The 17934-nt window shown below is 44.3% G+C and carries 11 protein-coding genes; 7 read left to right on the top strand and 4 right to left on the bottom strand.

Annotated elements, in window-relative coordinates; all coding sequences use genetic code 11:
• Nucleotides 1–78 precede the first annotated feature (78 nt).
• The 6 genes from IE104_RS11430 (at nt 79) to IE104_RS11405 (ending at nt 9192) form a co-directional block, all read left to right on the top strand.
• Nucleotides 79–1767 (top strand): glycoside hydrolase family 43 protein, encoded by a 1689-nt coding sequence (locus tag IE104_RS11430; RefSeq protein ID WP_189418669.1) that lies wholly within the window; start codon nt 79–81, stop codon nt 1765–1767.
• Between the two features lie 45 nt (nt 1768–1812).
• Nucleotides 1813–4713 (top strand): glycosyl hydrolase 115 family protein, encoded by a 2901-nt coding sequence (locus IE104_RS11425; protein WP_189418667.1) that lies wholly within the window; start codon nt 1813–1815, stop codon nt 4711–4713.
• A 90-nt stretch (nt 4714–4803) separates the two neighbouring features.
• Nucleotides 4804–6012: a D-mannonate dehydratase ManD gene (gene manD / locus IE104_RS11420; protein ID WP_189418665.1), complete on the top strand. Its 1209-nt coding sequence runs from the start codon at nt 4804–4806 to the stop codon at nt 6010–6012.
• 45 nt (nt 6013–6057) lie between these two features.
• A complete protein-coding gene (locus IE104_RS11415; RefSeq protein ID WP_189418663.1) occupies nt 6058–7176 on the top strand; it encodes a glycoside hydrolase family 43 protein in 1119 nt (372 codons plus the stop codon).
• 178 nt (nt 7177–7354) lie between these two features.
• Nucleotides 7355–8023 carry a putative glycoside hydrolase gene (locus IE104_RS11410; RefSeq protein ID WP_189418661.1) on the top strand — a complete coding sequence of 223 codons (669 nt, stop codon included), beginning with the start codon at nt 7355–7357 and terminating at the stop codon, nt 8021–8023.
• A gap of 164 nt (nt 8024–8187) precedes the next feature.
• The gene (locus IE104_RS11405; protein ID WP_189418660.1) at nt 8188–9192 is read left to right on the top strand and encodes a cupin-like domain-containing protein; all 1005 of its coding nucleotides are present in this window, start codon (nt 8188–8190) and stop codon (nt 9190–9192) included.
• On the opposite strand, the gene IE104_RS11400 is transcribed toward IE104_RS11405, so the two are convergent.
• The 4 genes from IE104_RS11400 to IE104_RS11385 form a co-directional block, all read right to left on the bottom strand.
• Nucleotides 9189–10712 (bottom strand): tryptophan halogenase family protein, encoded by a 1524-nt coding sequence (locus tag IE104_RS11400; protein ID WP_189418658.1) that lies wholly within the window; start codon nt 10710–10712, stop codon nt 9189–9191. The genes IE104_RS11405 and IE104_RS11400 overlap by 4 nt on opposite strands.
• 41 nt (nt 10713–10753) lie before the next feature.
• Entirely contained in the window at nt 10754–12241 is a 1488-nt protein-coding gene (locus IE104_RS11395; protein WP_189418656.1) for a tryptophan halogenase family protein, read from the bottom strand.
• A gap of 4 nt (nt 12242–12245) precedes the next feature.
• Complete coding sequence (locus IE104_RS11390; RefSeq protein ID WP_189418655.1) at nt 12246–13751, bottom strand: tryptophan halogenase family protein; 1506 nt, start codon at nt 13749–13751, stop codon at nt 12246–12248.
• A 66-nt stretch (nt 13752–13817) separates the two neighbouring features.
• Complete coding sequence (locus IE104_RS11385; RefSeq protein WP_189418652.1) at nt 13818–17111, bottom strand: TonB-dependent receptor; 3294 nt, start codon at nt 17109–17111, stop codon at nt 13818–13820.
• Between the two features lie 378 nt (nt 17112–17489).
• On the opposite strand from IE104_RS11385, the gene IE104_RS11380 reads away from it, so the two are divergent.
• Nucleotides 17490–17912 (top strand): DUF4124 domain-containing protein, encoded by a 423-nt coding sequence (locus IE104_RS11380; RefSeq protein ID WP_189418650.1) that lies wholly within the window; start codon nt 17490–17492, stop codon nt 17910–17912.
• Nucleotides 17913–17934: the final 22 nt, after the last annotated feature.

Here is a 17934-nt window from a genome sequence, read left to right as displayed (position 1 = left end):
GTACCTGAATCGCTGGCCTCTTTAGTTTTTAAAAGAGCCAGCGATTTTTATTTAATAAAAAAACTTCAGGACAAGCCTATGAAATTATCACCCTTATCCTCACTCGCTGGCGGATTTTTATTAACGCTCAGCGGCTTTTGCGCCGCCGAAAAATCAGCCACTTTTTATGACTTTACCTACGAGGGTAAGGACGCTATTTTTTCCCAGCCTTTAGCGAAAGGTGAATACCAAAACCCGATTCTCGCAGGCTTCTTTCCCGATCCAAGTATTACGCGCGCAGGCGATGATTATTACCTCGTTAATTCATCATTTTCCTATTCGCCCGGCGTGCCTATTTTCCACAGTAAAGACCTTGTGCATTGGGAATCCCTTGGCCACGTATTGGTCACCCCAAAACAATTACCCTTAAAAAACCAACGTGTATCGCGCGGTATATACGCACCTACAATACGCTTTCACGATGGTGTGTTTTACATGATTACCACCTTGGTGGATGTGCGTGGAAATTTTTTAGTGACCGCAACCAATCCCGCAGGCCCCTGGTCAGATCCAATTGAATTACCTGAAATAGGTGGTATTGACCCCGACATCTTTTTTGATGACGATGGTCGTGTTTACATCACCCACAATGAAAACCCCATTGGCGAACCGCTTTATCAGGGGCATCGCGCCATTTGGCAGTGGGAATTTGATTTAAAAACCAAAACCGTCGTTAAAAACTCTGGCCGTCTTATTGTTAACGGTGGCACCGATATTTCTAAAAAACCTGTATGGATTGAAGGGCCGCACATTTACAAAATTAACGGCTGGTATTATTTGTTGTGCGCAGAAGGCGGCACCTCATTTGATCACTCGGCAGTAATTTTCCGCGCGCGCAGCTTGAAAGATAAATTTGTTCCTTACGAAAATAACCCAATCCTTACACAACGCGGACTTGATGATGGCCGCGACAATCCAATTACTACGGTTGGCCACGCTGATTTTGTGCAAACCAAAGAAGGCGAATGGTGGGCGGTGTTTTTAGGTACACGTTCATACGATAAAAAATTCTTCAACACCGGCCGCGAAACATTCTTGCTACCAGTAACCTGGAAAAATGAATGGCCAAGCATTTTGGAAAACGGCAAAGAAGTTCCTTACCGCTTAGCTGCACCACGCACAGAAAAGTCCACAGCTGCCTCGCAGGCAACCACAGGCAATTTTGTGTGGAAAGATAAATTCACTACCAACAAATTATTAACGGACTGGAATACTTTAGGCACCGTTGAAACTGATTGGTATAAATTAAATCCAGAAAAGAAAAACATCACCATCAATGCCGTGGACAATCGTCTTTCCGGTTTAGCGCAACCTGCGTTTATTGGCCGCCGCCAACAGCACATGCATTTTGATGCACAAACCACATTAAAATTGCCCGACGAAGATGGTATCTCTGCTGGCATTGCCGCATTCCAAAGTCATCAAGCCAATTACTATTTTGGCGTTCAACGCAAGGCAGACCAGTACACGTTATTTGTTGAGCAAACAACCAAGGAAAACTCTTCAAAAATTATCGCTAGCACAAGTCTCACTAAAAAAGACCTGGATAAAAATATTGTTCTGGGTACCGAAGGCGATGCAGGCAAAATAGATTTTTATTATCACAACAAAGCTGGGAAACGCATCAATATATTACAAGGAGCGGACGCCAAATTGCTAAGCACAGAGATCGCTGGTGGGTTTACAGGAACTTATTTGGGAATGCATGTGCGTACTGAAACCAAATAACCGGGAACCGCTGGTGCCACCGCAGTTAATAGAAGGCAATAAATCATGAACTCTTATAAATCTTTGTGCGCGCGCTTGGGGCTCGGCGTGCTGCTTTTGTGCACCGCTTCTTCAAGCTTCGCATTGGGTGAAAAATCCTATATCAGCACATCTGCCAAGACGGGTGACTTAACACTCGCCACGCCAACGAGCACGGCAAGTCTCTATGTCGATAGCCGGGACTACCCCGGGGTGCAGCGAGCAGTAAAAAATCTGCAAGTTGATATTGAAAAAGTGAGCGCGCAAAAACCATCACTGATTCAAACTGCAAATGATTTGAAAAATCAGGCAGTCATCATAGGCACGCTTGGTCACAGCCAATTGATTGATGATTTAGTTGCGCAGAAAAAAATTAATGTTAGCGGAATCAAAGATCAGTGGGATGCCTACCAAATCTCGGTTGTTCAAAATCCATCAGCAAATATTAAACAAGCTTTAGTGATTGTCGGTAGTAATAAACGCGGTACGACTTTTGGCGTTTATGATCTGGCGGAACAAATCGGCGTTTCACCCTGGTATTGGTGGGCAGATGTTCCTGTTAAAAAGAAAAGCGCTATTTATGTCGCTAAAAATACCTTCGTGCAAGAAATGCCGAAAGTGAAATATCGCGGCATTTTCCTCAACGACGAGGCCCCCGCCCTCACCAATTGGGTGAAGAAAAATCACGGCAATTACAACCACGAGTTCTACGAGAAAGTGTTTGAATTGCTGCTGCGTTTAAAGGCGAATTTTTTATGGCCCGCCATGTGGAACAACGCCTTTGCCGATGATGATATTCAAAACATGATTCTTGCCGACGAATACGGCATTGTGATGAGCACTTCTCATCATGAGCCCATGATGCGCGCCGACAAAGAATGGAACCGACACGGTAGCGGCCCGTGGGAATATTCTAAAAACCCAAAAAATCTTTACGACTTTTGGACTGCTGGCGTTAAGCGCAATAAAGATTACGAAAGTATTTACACCGTTGGTATGCGCGGCCAGCAAGACGAACCCATGAGCGAAGGTGAAAATATTCAATTGCTCGAACGTATTGTCCACGATCAACGTGAAATTTTAGGCAATGTTTTCGGCAAAGAAAAAGTTGCTGAAGTTCCGCAAGTGTGGGCGCTTTACAAAGAAGTTCAAGGATTTTACGAGCGCGGCATGCGAGTGCCCGACGATATAACCTTGCTGTGGTGCGATGACAATTGGGGGAATATTCGCAGGCTTCCCACCCAGGAAGAACGCAAACGCGCTGGTGGTGCCGGAGTTTATTATCACTTTGATTATGTCGGCGGCCCACGCTCTTACCGTTGGATAAATACAATTTCTATCTCCAAAATTTGGGAGCAAATGAATCTCGCCTACCACTATGATGCAAAAAAAATCTGGATCGTAAATGTGGGCGATTTAAAACCCATGGAATATCCCATCGAATATTTCCTGCGGTTAGCATGGAACCCAGAACAATGGCCCAAAGAGCGTATTCCGGAATTTGGAAAGCTATGGGCTGAGCGTGAATTTGGTAAACAATACGCACCAGAAATTGCAGAAATTATGACCGGCTATACGCGCCACAATTTACGCAGAAAACCGGAGCTGCAAGATGAGAAGGTATATAGCCAATTAAATTACAACGAAGCCGACCGCGTTACAGCGAATATCACTAACCTGCGTGCAAAAGCAGAAAATCTCTACACCAAAATACCAGCGGAATCGAAGGATGCATTCTTTCAATTAGTGTTGCATCCGACCAAAGCCAGCGCCATAGTGACAGAGCTTTATGACATGGTTGGCAAGAATCATTTGTACGCGGAGCAAGGTCGAGCCAACGCTAACGATTACGCCACCAAAGCCCGCGAATTATTTAAAGCTGACGCCGCATTACAAAAACAATTTGATACTGAACTGAGCAAGGGCAAATGGGAACACTTTATGGATCAAACCCATATTGGTTACACCCATTGGAATAATCCACCCGCCAACACCATGCCATTACTCTACGATGCACAACCTCACAATGCGGCGGATATGGGTGTCGCTATTGAGGGTTACTCCGCAGCCTGGCCTCAGCAATCTTCATCCGCTTGGCCCCATAAAAGCGCCTATGAATTGCCAACCTTTGACCGCTACGGCCAACAAACTCGTACCATCGAGGTTTTTAACAAAGGTACGGAATCTTTTAAATTTTCTACCAAAATTAGCGACCCATGGATAAAAGTTGGATATACTAGTATACAAGTAGATGCAACCCAAAAAATCCAGGTGAGCATTGATTGGAGCAAAGCTCCCAAAGGTTTAGCAACGGGGAAAGTAACTATCAGTGGTACCGGTTGGGGTGGAGCATCAATTAAAGTCAGCGCCATCAACAATGAACCTGTTCCTAAAGGCTTCAAGGGGTTTGTCGAGGCAGATGGCTATGTCGCCGTGGAAGCCGAGCACTACAGCAAAGCGCAATCGGTAGCAGGCTATGGGTGGGAAAAAATTCCGGAACATGGGCGCAATTTGTCTTCCATGTCGGTATTTCCGATTTCGGATAAATCATTTACCGACCTTAACGCGGCACCGTTTTTGGAATACAAGGTCTATTTGTTTACCCCTGGTAAGCTGAGCGTGGATAGTATTTTTGCGCCTTCCTGGCCGTTTACACCAGGGCGCGGCTTGCGCTACGCCATTGCGATTGACGACGAAGAACCTCAAATCATTAACATCGTAAATGATATGAGTGACGCAGCTTGGGAAGAGTCAGTTCGCAGTGATATGCGTAAGATTACGAGCCAGCACTCGGTCGCCAAAGCGGGTGAACATAGTGTGCGTATTTACGCGGTTGATCCGGGTGTTACGCTTGAGAGAATTGTCCTGAATACTGGTGGCTTGTTGCCAAGCTATTTAGGACCTGTGGAAAGTCCTCGCGTGCATTAATATAGGCGCAGCAGTTTAGAAAACTCCTATGGGTAGTGATTCTGCTACCCTTTTTTATACCAATTAGTCGTAGGTTATTGAGTAGTATCGATGAAAATTATTGAAGCGAAAGTCATTGTATCCTGCCCCGGCAGAAATTTTGTAACCCTGAAAATTGTAACCGACCAAGGTATCTACGGAATTGGTGATGCAACACTTAATGGTCGCGAAAAAGCCGTTGTGTCCTACCTGGAAGATTATTTAGTTCCTGCGCTTATCGGACGCGACCCGCAACAAATCGAAGATATTTGGCAATTTTTTTATCGCGGTGCTTACTGGCGTCGCGGCCCGGTCGGTATGACTGCACTCGCTGCGATTGATGTCGCGCTCTGGGACATTAAAGCCAAAGCGGCCAACATGCCGCTCTATCAATTATTGGGTGGCCGCAGTCGCGATCGTATTCTCGCCTACACCCACGCCAACGGAAAGGACTTGGAATCTACGCTGGAAGCCGTCGCAAAAGCTAAAGCCAAAGGCTACAAAGCGATTCGTGTGCAATCCGGTATTCCCGGCATTGCAAAAACCTACGGTGTATCTACTTCGCAAAAAAATTACGAACCAGCTGATTCTGATTTGCCTTCAACCGAAGTGTGGTCAACAGAAAAATATTTAAATTTTGTGCCTGAGTTATTTGCCGCTGTACGCAAAGAATTTGGCAATGAAATTCATTTATTGCATGACGTACATCACCGCTTAACGCCGATTGAAGCAGCGCGCCTCGGTAAAGATCTGGAGCCCTATCGCTTGTTCTGGATGGAAGATGCCGTACCGGCAGAAAATCAGGAATCCTTCAAATTAATTCGCCATCACACCACCACGCCAATTGCCGTTGGCGAAGTGTTTAACAGCATTCACGATTGTCGCGAATTAATTCAAAACCAGTTGATTGACTATATACGTACTACAATTGTGCATGCGGGTGGTATCAGCCACGTGCGTCGCATCGCTGATTTTGCCAGCTTGTTTAATGTGCGTACGGGTTTCCACGGTGCAACAGATTTGTCACCGGTATGTATGGGCGCCGCTTTGCATTTTGATTACTGGGTGCCTAACTTTGGTATTCAGGAACACATGGCACACAACGAATTAACCGAACAAGTTTTTTCACATGCTTACGAATTTAAAGATGGATTTTTCACGCCAGGCGAAGCCCCAGGCCATGGTGTTGATATTGATGAAGCACTCGCTGCAAAGTATCCCTACCAACGTGCCTGCTTACCGGTGAATCGTTTGGAAGATGGCACTCTGTGGCACTGGTAAAAATTAATAATTCCAACAATTTAAAAACAACGAAAGAGGTCAAACATGAAGAATTTCCACAAACTTACCTTGGCGAGCGTGATTGCCAGTTCAATTCTTTTTGGCTGTCAAAAGAAAGAAGCTGAAGCCCCCGTTGCTGCCACTGAGCCTGCACCCGCTAGCGCAGCTCCTGCGCCTGCTGAGAAAAAACCAGAATTAGTTTCAGAACCACTGGTTACCAATATTTATACTGCAGACCCATCTGCTCATGTTTTTAATGGGAAAATTTACGTTTATCCATCACACGATATCGAATCCGGCGTTCCGCAAAATGACAATGGCGACCACTTCGACATGAAAGATTTCCATGTTCTTTCAATGGATAGCGTTGGCGGCGAAGTAAAAGATAACGGCGAAGCCATCAACATCAAAGATATTCCATGGGCTGGCCGCCAACTTTGGGCACCTGATGCTGCAGAAAAAAATGGCAAATACTATTTGTATTTCCCGGTTAAAGATAAGCAGGATATTTTCCACATTGGCGTAGGCGTGAGCGATTCACCCGTGGGCCCATTCAAAGCAGAACCTACTCCCATTGAAGGCAGCTTCAGTATCGACCCAGCTGTATTCAAAGATTCAGATGGCAGCCACTACATGTATTTTGGGGGTATCTGGGGCGGCCAATTGCAACGCTGGGCAACAGGCACTTACAATCCCGCAGATACTTATCCAGAAAATGATAAGCCCGCACTTTCTCCAAAAGTTGCCAAGCTGAAAGACAACATGCTGAGCTTCTCTGAAAAGCCGCGCGACCTACAAATTGTCGATAAAGATGGCAAGCCTTTGACTAATGGCGATAACAGCCGTCGTTTCTTTGAAGCATCATGGATGCACAAATACAACGGCAAATATTATTTCTCTTACTCTACGGGCGACACCCACAACATCGCTTATGCGATTGGCGATAATCCTTACGGCCCATTCACTTACCAAGGTGTAGTGTTAGAACCAGTGTTAGGCTGGACCAACCACCATTCCATTGTTGAATTCCAAGGCAAATGGTATTTGTTCTACCACGACAGCTCACTCTCAGGCGGCCAAACTCATTTGCGCAGCGTGAAGGTTGCTGAACTTCACTACAATCCAGACGGCACCATCCAAACGCTCAGCGCCTTCAAAAAATAATTCTTTTTGAAAGCAAAAAAACAAAAAGCCCGGCCAAAAGCCGGGCTTTTACATTTATTAACTCTCACAAACAGCCTAAGAACTTTCAGGCATTTGACAATTGTCACCCTCTTTGCAAATATGATAAATGATTTACATATAAATCTTACTAATAATTAATAACAAAGAGGTAAAAGTTATGTCTGCAGCCAAACCTTGCATCGTGAAAGGCTTTCTTTTCATCGCAGCAATTTTTTTCTGTAATGTTTCTTTAGTTCACGCACAAAATACAACGCCCGCCATTAACCCCAAAATTATGTATATCCACGAAGGCAAAGCCGTAAGTGGCTGGGGCTTTCAGCTAGGCGATCCTGAAAACTGGTCTACACCGGTTGATGCAACACGCAAGGCCACGTCTGCGAGCGGGAAAATTTCTGTAGAACCCACGGACAAAGCCGGCCAGGGAGATGCAATAAAGATTTCCTGGTCCCCACGCAAAGAAGTAAAAGGGGTTATTGCACTTTATGGTTCCGCAATTGATCTCAGCAATTTCAAAAATGAAGGTGCGCTCGCGCTTGATATTCGCCTGGACATGAAACCCAATAAAGATGTTACCTTCGGAATGGATTGTGGTTGGCCCTGCCGTAGCGAAATACACTTGGGGAAAACATTAAAAGATCTTCCAAAAGATCAATGGACGACAGTCCCTATTCCATTGAACTGTTTACTTAAAGATGGCTTTGATATCTCTAAAGTAAACGGTCCTTTTGTTATCAGCACCGACGGAAAATTGGGTATTAGTATTGCAGAGGTTCGCTTACTACGATTGCCAGATGGCGAAAAAGGTTGTGCTACGGAAGCAAAATAGTTTTATCCTCCGCAACCCAAAGGCCAATCAACCTGAATATTGATTGGCCTTTTTTATTAGTCTTTTTATTAACCTATGTCACTCAGCTTATCCAAATAACTCCACTCCCGTAGTAGACTGAGTATAATTCGGTTAACTGTTCCTCTCTAAGCTGTCAGAAAATTATGTATAAAAAAATTGAAGAAGTTAGCAGCATCAGTTTTGATAAATTTCACAATGAAATTTTGCCTGCTGGCAAACCACTCGTTATGCGCGGTCTGGTAAATGATTGGCCCATGGTTAAGGCGGGCAAAGCGGGCGCACAGGAATTTTGCAATTATTTAAAACGTTTTGATCGCGGCTATGACATCAATACCGCTTACGGACCACCGTCGATTAAGGGCCGTTTTTTTTATAACGCGGATATGAGTGGCCTTAACTTCAGAGCAGGACAAGCAAAGCTTTCCACATCACTGGATTATTTATTGGAGCATGCAGACGACAATCCTCCCCCTGCATTGGCAATACAGTCGGTAAAAATCCCGCATTACATACCAGGTGTAGAAATTGAAAACCGTCTGTCATTACTCGGCGAGGTTGAACCACGAATTTGGATTGGTGGCCGAGGAATTGTTGCGGCACATTATGACCCATCAGAAAATATTGCCTGCTGTCTCGCAGGCCGCAGACGATTTACCTTGTTTCCTCCAGAACAAGTTGCGAATTTGTATGTCGGGCCATTTGAATCTACGCCCGCAGGCGCAGCAATTAGCATGGTAAATTTCGACCAGCCAGACTACGAAAAATATCCAAAATTTAAACAGGCAGAAGAAGCCGCATTATTCACCGAACTGGAACCGGGCGACGCAATTTTTATTCCTTACCTATGGTGGCACCACGTACGTTCGCTAGAAAGCGTGAATGCACTAATGAATTATTGGTGGGGAGGAATAGACAATCAGCCAGTTGACCCGCGCAATGCTTTATTCCACGCAATGCTAGCTGTTAAAAATATGCCGCAACACCATCGCGATGCTTGGCACACTATGTTTGAACATTATGTGTTTGAAGCCAACGGTGACATAGGTGAACATTTGCCGGAGAAAAGACGTGGCATCCTTGGCACTATGCTGCCGGATGCCATTAAAACCTTCGGCAATAATTTAGCGAAGATGTTAACCAAACCCTAAAGCTTGCTCATTACCGATCTACAATTTTCGCGAATATAATCAGCATGGTTCGGCATGCTATTAACTCTATTTTGCACACCAGTGCGAATTTTTGTTAAACGCAAACGCAATTCATCTTCTGAGATAGAATCCGCAATAGGATGGTATCCCTCTGGCATTAAGCCCTGGCCAGCCAATACTGCAAACCAGCTCGTCTCTTTAAACAACTCTGACTGCCGCGCCATAACTTCACCGCGCGTTTTAAAAATTTCGAGCTTTTCTGCCAGAGAATCCGGTATCGACATATTTTTTACGTAACGCCAGAACGGAGTATCTTCGCGCTCAGTAACTTTGTAATGCGCAATCAAAAAGTCTTTGATGTTGTCATATTCGAATTCCATTTCCTTGTTATAGCGGTTAATCAAAACATCGCTAAAGCCGTCTTTTGGAAACATGGTTAACAATTTTGAAATTGAAACTTGTACCAAATGGATACTGGTTGATTCCAGTGGCTCAAGAAAACCGCTTGCCAAACCCATGGCGATGCAATTTTTTTCCCAGCATTTTTTACGCATACCCGTAACGAAACGCAGCGGTTTTGGCTCTGCCTGAGGCTTACCATCCAATCGCTCCAAAAGCTTGGTTCTAGCGTCTTCATCACTAATAAATTCGCTGGAATAAACATAACCATTACCCGTTCTATGCTGCAAGGGTATACGCCATTGCCAGCCCGCCTCTTGTGCGGTGGCACGCGTGTAAGGAAGTAATTCACCAGCGCTTTCACAAGGGACAGCAAGAGCACGATTCACTGGCAACCAATGACTCCAGTCCTCATAACCGGCCTTAAGTGTTTGCTCAATCAGCAAACCTCTAAAGCCCGAGCAATCAATAAAAAGATCACCCTGGATTTGTTCGCCATTTTCAAGAACGACAGCCTGGATAAATCCCGATGTCGGATCTTGTTTTACTTCGTTAATTTTTCCTTCAATACGTTTTACGCCATTCATTGCAGCATGCTTACGCAAATAAACTGCATAAAGGCTCGCGTCAAATTGGTAAGCGTAATTGATATCGGGCATTAACTTAGCGCCCATTTGCGGCGGGGTGTGCATAAATTTAAATGCACGAGCGGCTTCAGTTTCAGCATTGAACTTTGAATAATCCAAAGTGCCGCCGGCCTTTTGCCAACGCAGCCAATAATGCATGAAGCTAATGCCATCCATGTCTACGCCCAACAAACCGAAGGGATGGAAATAACTGTGTCCCTGTTTGCGCCAATTTACAAACTCAATACCTAACTTAAAAGTTGCATTGGTTTCGCGCACAAATTCGTGCTCGTCAAATCCCATTACATTGTTGTTGAACAAGGTAATCATAGGAATAGTTGCCTCACCTACTCCTACAGTTCCAATTTGTTCAGATTCAACCAAAGTAATATTGTAATTCTGACAACCAACCGTTTTTGAAAGTGCTGCTGCGGTCATCCAGCCAGCAGTACCGCCACCAACAACAACAATATTTTTTATAGTTTGATTATTCATAATTTTTCAGGCTGGTGATTAATTGTAATTATACAAAGTGATTACATATTCATTTCAACATGCGCCTGCAAGGAGGGCATTTTTTCGACTTCAGCGGAAATAAACTTTAGTATGCGTTGAAACTGCTCTATTTGCTCTGCCTCTGGAGCTTGCTCCACCAAAGGATCGTAGCTTTTTGGAATTAGACCGTGACCTATAAACAAGGAAGTCCAATTTTCCTCTTGAAAGGTTTCATCTTCGCGCATGGCGACAAGGCCACGACGCTCAAACAGTTTTATTTTGTTTTCCAGCGTTTCTGGAACTTCGGCGTGACGCGCCTTATCCCAAAAGGGTTCATCAAAACGTTTATTCAACTTGTAATGCGCAATTTGGAAATCACGAACATTAATAATATTTGAATTCATTTTTTCATTGAAGGCATCCGCCTCCAACATATCTTCAGCATCAACAGGGAAAAACGCTCGCAACTGCGACAAACCTAGATGCAATACGTGTAACTGGGTTGCATCAAGCGGTTCTAAATTTGCAGCCGCGGAACCTAAAGCAATACAGTTTCCAATCCAATGCTTTTTTCTGCCTCCAGCACTAAATGGTGACTCAACAGCATCGCTCAGTTTCATACCGGATATAGCAGAAATTTTTTGCAATACTTCCTGACCGGAAGCATATTGCGATGAATAAGCTGCAGTAACTGCCGTACGATCAAGCAATGGGAAAAGTCCAAGCCAGCCCTCTTTAAATGCAGAAATTTGGCAAAATGCCGGAACAGGGTCCAAACGCGGTGCTGATGCAACCATAATTCGATCGCATGGCAGCCAGTGCGACCAACTTTCGTAATTATCTTTTTCAAGCTTACTGATTAAGAGCGCCTCGCTACCCGAAGCATCAATAAACAAATCAGCCTCAACACGCGAGTCATCCTGAAGTGTTATAGATTGAATTCGGCCGTCATTAACATCAACAGATTTGATAGTTCCCACTTGATGTTTTAGACCAGATTTAAGTGCCGCGGCACCCGCAGCGCGCAAATAACTGATCGCATTGAATGTAAACCCGTGCGAAGCCTTGGAAAACGTACGAGCATCGTCATCCAGCAAAATGAAACGACCCTGCTTGGCCGCTACTGCGCCTAAGGAAAACTCCTCCAAGGGAACATTCAAGCCTTTGCTGCGTGCTTTGATCCAATACTGTAAAAAATCCACGCCAGCAAGATCTACCCCCTGGGTATCGTAGGCATGCATAAATGGAGCTGCTGCTCCCGACCAGTTAGAAAATCGCTGCGCCACACAATATAGCCCGGAGCTAGAACGCATCAATGCATTTTCGTTCGCGCCCAAAATAGTGTGTAAAGTTTTATGGCTGGGCAATACATTAAAAAAATCTTGTTGACGCAAATGCGCAGGCAGTTCAATGAGCTGAACCTCTACCTCATTTTCGGATGACGCAAAACTAAGTTGCAGCATTAACCCAGTCAGCCATGCATCTGCGTCGCGGCCAACAATTACTATTTTTTTTATTGGTCTTTTCAATTTGCTAACCCAACTTGGATGGACAATAATCTGCAAGAAATTCATCGTGCATTGGCATAATTTCCACACGCTCTTTTATAGATGTGGAGAGATCGTTCAATTTCTTTTTTATTTGATCGAGAGAAAGATTATGCGCATAAGGATCAACATTTTCCTGCTGAAGCCCTTGCCCTAAAAATACAGAAATCCAACTTGGCGGAGCGAATAGGCCATAGCGATAAAGATCAATATGCCCACGATGTTTAAACACATTAATTTTATGCTGGAGCGATTCAGGTACAGGCATATTTCTACAATAACGCCACAACTCAGAATCATCGCGGGAATTTAAATGATAGTGCAAAATTAAGAAATCCCGCACACGATCGTATTCCAGATCAACCAAACGGTTGAACTCATCACTCAAAGCTTGATCCGGATTCTTATTGGGGAACAGGTTCATTAAATTGATAATGGCTACCTGAATCAAATAAATACTTGTCGATTCAAGGGGCTCTAAAAATCCGCTCGCCAAGCCCATGGCAATACAGTTTTTGTGCCACGATTTTTTGTAACGGCCCGCTTTAAATTTAAGCATTTTGGGTTCAGCCAAGGCCGGCGCATCCAAATCTTTTAACACACTGTGAGCGGCTTCATCGTCACTGATAAATTGACTACTATAAACGTAGCCATTGCCCGTACGATGTTGCAAAGGAATACGCCATTGCCAACCCGCTGCTTTTGCGGTTGAACGAGTATAGGGCGTAAGAATCTCAACCCGCTCACTAGGGACAGCAAATGCACGATCACACACCAACCACTGTGACCAATCTTCAAAAGGCATTTGCATGGTTTTGCCCATGAGCAGAGAACGGAACCCTGAACAATCGATAAAATAATCACCCACTATTTTATGCCCAGACTCCAAAGTCACCGACGTAATATTGCCGGAATCTGGATGCAAATTTACATCTGTGATTATTCCTTCAACACGCTTTAAGCCTTTGGCTTCGGCAAACTGACGCAAGAATTTTGCGTACAGGCCCGCATCGAAATGGTAAGCGTAAGAATAGGTGGAATTTATTTCGGAGTGATTATCGACGGGAAATTCAAAACGGTTTTTACGGCAGGCTTGAATGGCATAGGAGAAGGCTTCTATAGGTTCGACATCGCCGGCCTGTTTAACTCTAGCCCATTGCTGATGAAAATCAGCGCCCCCAATTTTTTCGCCAAAAGTTCCGAAGGGATGAATATAGGAGGAGCCTAAAAATCCCCAATTTACAAACTCAATGCCCAACTTAATAGTGGCATTGGTCTTTTGCATCATATCGACTTCATTAATGCCAATATAATCATTGAATTCTTTCATGTGTGGCAAAGTTGCTTCGCCTACACCAACGCTGGCAATTGATTCTGATTCAATTAATGTAACGCGACAGATATTTGCTTTTACAAGGCTTGCAAGCCCGGACGCACACATCCAGCCGGCAGTTCCACCGCCGACAATAACTATTTCTATTGGCTCTGACATTTTGAGTATCCAAAAATAAAAAATGCGCCGCTATTATGTAATAGCGGCGCAATTTTTACGAACGACTTAGTACTTCAAGCGCAAGCCAAAAGTAAGACGACGATCCTGTTGAGAGGAAGCGTTAGGTAAACGCAAACCACCTGAATCTGCGTCACTTACTTGCTGCTCAAGAACAGTTTGTTCATTAAGCAAGTTGCTGCCAGATAACAATACTTCAACGTTGTCGTTAAACTTATAACGGATCGAAGCATCCAATTGACCTGTTGCACTATTCCAGATTGGATAGGACACACAGCAGTCAATCGCAGTAACCATGTACTCCGAACGCCAGCTATAAGCGGCACGCAAAGCCCAGTCACCTTTTTCGAACATAGCAACAAGGTTATAAGAATGGTCAGACAAACCTTCCAATCTATCAACACCGATTGAGTCAGGAGCTTGGCCAGTAATAGTACCTGACGTATCCGTACCCACATTAGACAAGTTGGTGTTACCAATGCCTTTGTTGTTGATGTGCGTGTAGTTAGCTTGGATACCTAAACCATCGAATGGCTCTGGCAAGAAGGTGAAGAAGGTTTGGAAGGCAACTTCAAAACCGTTCAGACTTGCGCCATCACCGTTAAATGGACCACGAATCTCAGCTGTACGGGTTACACCGTTGTTGGTGAAATTGCGGTTGTAGGTACCAAATTGGATGTAATCGTTGAAGCGTTTTTCGAATGCGGTGAAAGTGAATGAACCCACCTTCGCGAAATAGTATTCGAATGACACGTCTAATTGATCAGCAGTAATTGGCTTCAAGAATGGGTTTTGAGCGCTGCCTTTGTAGAGAACATTAGCACCGGTAATCTTGCCCGAACCGTCTTTAATCCAAAGTGGGTCAGATGCGTTATTACCATCAGGTAATGTACTGGTAACACCTACGTAGTTTTTCAGGTTACCAATATCAGGTCTTGCCATAGCTCTCGCCAAAGCAACACGCACCAGGAACTCATCAGTCACGTCAAACTTGATGTTGAAGCTTGGCAACAAATCACGTGACTTAGACTTGGAGGTTCCGGTGAAGTTTGCACCATCCATAAACGCAATGTCTTGTGCCGACAAGTAGCAACCTACAGTGTTAGGTACTTGTGGTGCAGGCTGACCAGGTTCAGATGTTTTAGGCTTACATTCCAACTGAGTTGCATCAAGCTTCTTAGGCATCACCAAACCGCCACTACTTTCAATCGTAGTCTCGATGTAACGTGCACCTATGTTACCTGAGAATGGAACACCAAAGAGTGTTGTCTCTGGGCCACCAAAATGTATTTGCGCATAAATTGCAGAAGTTTCTTCAGATACATCAGCCATCTCTGACGGCGTGAAGCAAGTACCTGCAACTTCTAGAGCACGGTCACCAGTATTGGAACAAATTGGATCCCAACCTGTACCATTCTTCAGACCAAGTGCATTAGCAGACATTGCGTTGGCAAAGCCCACACGGTCTTGCAACAACTTCATGTCAGCGAACACGTAATCGTTTGGAGATACGCTACCGTAACCAGTATCGAAACTCTTGTTGACGTAATAACCTTTTGGATAACCTTTAAAGCCAGTTCCAGCATCTGCGCTGTGCTTATCAAGGTTGAAGTAGGCAGATTGATAACCATTACCTACAGTGCTAGTCCAGGTGTTAGCAACGTTTTGCCAGTTATAGGTACTCCAATTTACGCTTTGGTCACGATCAGCATAACGAGCACCCACTTTCACAGCACTAATCCAATCCGAATCTATATCGAATTTGAAATCAGCTTTAGCGGCAAACTCATTACCTTTACTGTCTTCCAAGTGGTCCATGATGTCGTTAATGTAGTAGTTGTTGGGGTTAGCTAAGCCACCCGGAGACTGATTAACATTTAACGGAGCAGAGAATTGAACCACGGGCAAACGACCTGAGTTATCAACATAGGTATTTGCGAAGGAGTTGAAGTCAGTGGAAATGTCATAGTTATCCACTTTAGAGTCAACATACTGAATATCAAACACACCATGAATGGTATCTGTAGGATTCCACTTCAAGTTAAACCCGAAATCTTGGGTCATGTTTTCGTTGTTGTTTGAACGTGTAGAGGTAGCCATACCACGACCACGGCGACTAGGAGAGCAACCATTCCAACCGTAACATGGAGTAACCATTGGTTGACCTGCCGCGTTAGCAGCATACTGAGCAGAACCAGCTGCATCAGAACCCCACCAACCGATGTCAGAAGTCATAGCACCAGTTTGGAACAGACCTTTATCATTAAAGGTGAATGCTGGGGTGCCAGCCAAAGGCATAGGTACGTCAGCAGGTGTTGAGCCATCTGCATTCAATGTATGAATGTATTTGGTACTTTTGCTGTAGTCGTCTGCACCGATACTTGCCGTTACAACATACTCTTCCCAAGCATTTTTATAGGAAGAACGGTTGTATTGAGCGGTTGCTTCAAAGATACCGTCGTTATCTTTCCATTGTGCAGCCAGCGCCAAGCCATCACGCTCACGCTCATACACGTTGTCACGGAATACAACAGAGGTTGGCATGTACAACAAACTATTAGGAGCGTAAATATTTTCAAAACGACCTATACGACCGAACTGGATACCTTCGGTTGCAGTGGTAACTTCAGAATGCGCAACGTTAATTAAGAAGCCAACTTCACCAGAGCTTACTTCCCAACGGTTGCTGTAAAGTGCCGCGAGTTCAGGTGTTAACTTTTGGGAAATATCACCATAGTTAGCATCCAGAGACAGCGCCATCATTTGGCCAGCTTGATCGAATGGCACACGGGTACGCATATTTACCGTACCGGCAAGACCACCTTCAATCAATTCTGCTGTTTGGTTTTTGTATGTGTCTACGCCTGACATCAAGTCAGGAGATACGTCACCCCAGCTCAAACCACGAGAAGAGTTTGCACTGAATGAGTCACGACCGTTGAACTCGGTACGAACCTGGTTCAAACCACGCACGATTACACCTGATGGTTCAGCTGAGAAGTGCGCTGTATCGCCTGATGCAGCGAAACGGTTTACGGTAATACCCGCAACACGTTGCAATGCTTCAGCTACTGATTTGTCCGGGAATGCACCCAGATCTTTTGAAGTGATAGATTCGACAACTGTATCGGCGTTACGCTTGATTTCCTGCGCACTTCCGAGAGCTTCTTTCATACCGGTAATAACAACTTCTTCAACACCGTCGTCTTTCTTAGGTGCAGTTGAAGTTGCGTTTTGGGCAAATGATGGAGCGCTCAGCGCCATCACGCACATTGCCAGCATTGATCGTTTGAATCTCACGCTTTTGAATGCTTCGCCCTGATTACTTTTTTTGTAACCCATAGCCAACCCCTTTTTTAACATTATGATTAGGTAATTTTCTGTTGCTCTTTAGTAGCTTAAACGACTATTTAACGTTTTTTTGTAAAAGCTACAGCCACAAGTTTAGACAATACTTGCAACTTTTCCATGCTATAGGTGTCGCTTGCGGGGTTCAACTTAACCTTAAGTAAAGAAATGATTAGTCTTCCGAAACCAAAGTAAAGTTTTGTTAATTTTTTCATACATGAAAAAATGTTTATATATAGAAAATATTGTCGCTTTTTTCTTCATTTTTTGTGTCAAATTCAAAACTACACCGGTTACATTTCGCATGATGTATCGACATATCGATATTAGCGCTATAGTTGAGAATCAAAAGCCACCTATTGAGTTCCTCATATGAGCCTGAAGTGCACCTTATCCATTACTTTTATATATATGCTTGCTTGGAACTCAAGCTTTGCTGCTACAGAGAAAGTTTATAAATGGACTGACGGGAAAGGACAGGTCCATTACAGTCAACGCCCTCCCTTAAACACTCAGACTGAAGTCGTTAAGCCCCAGACGGGACATAGTGATCCGGTAGAATATAAAACTGCGCCGCCGCCCTCTACTAATAATGAGGTAAAACCCGAAATCCAAGCTCCATCACTAAAAGATAAAGATAGATGCGAAGGTGCAAGAAAAGCCTCAGATACACTTAAGACATTTGCGCGTGTTCGGATTAAGGGGGAGAACGGAGAATATCGATACTTAACTCCAGACGAGCAACAACAAAAGATAGTTGAAGCTAACAAAGCCATCGAAGAAAGCTGCGAGTAGCGAAATTAGAAAAAGCAAAAGG

Source organism: Cellvibrio zantedeschiae, from assembly GCF_014652535.1.
GTDB classification, from domain to species: Bacteria; Pseudomonadota; Gammaproteobacteria; order Pseudomonadales; family Cellvibrionaceae; genus Cellvibrio; species Cellvibrio zantedeschiae.
The sequence above is the reverse complement of the archived record's forward strand: the minus strand, read 5'-3'. Positions and strand labels throughout refer to the sequence as shown.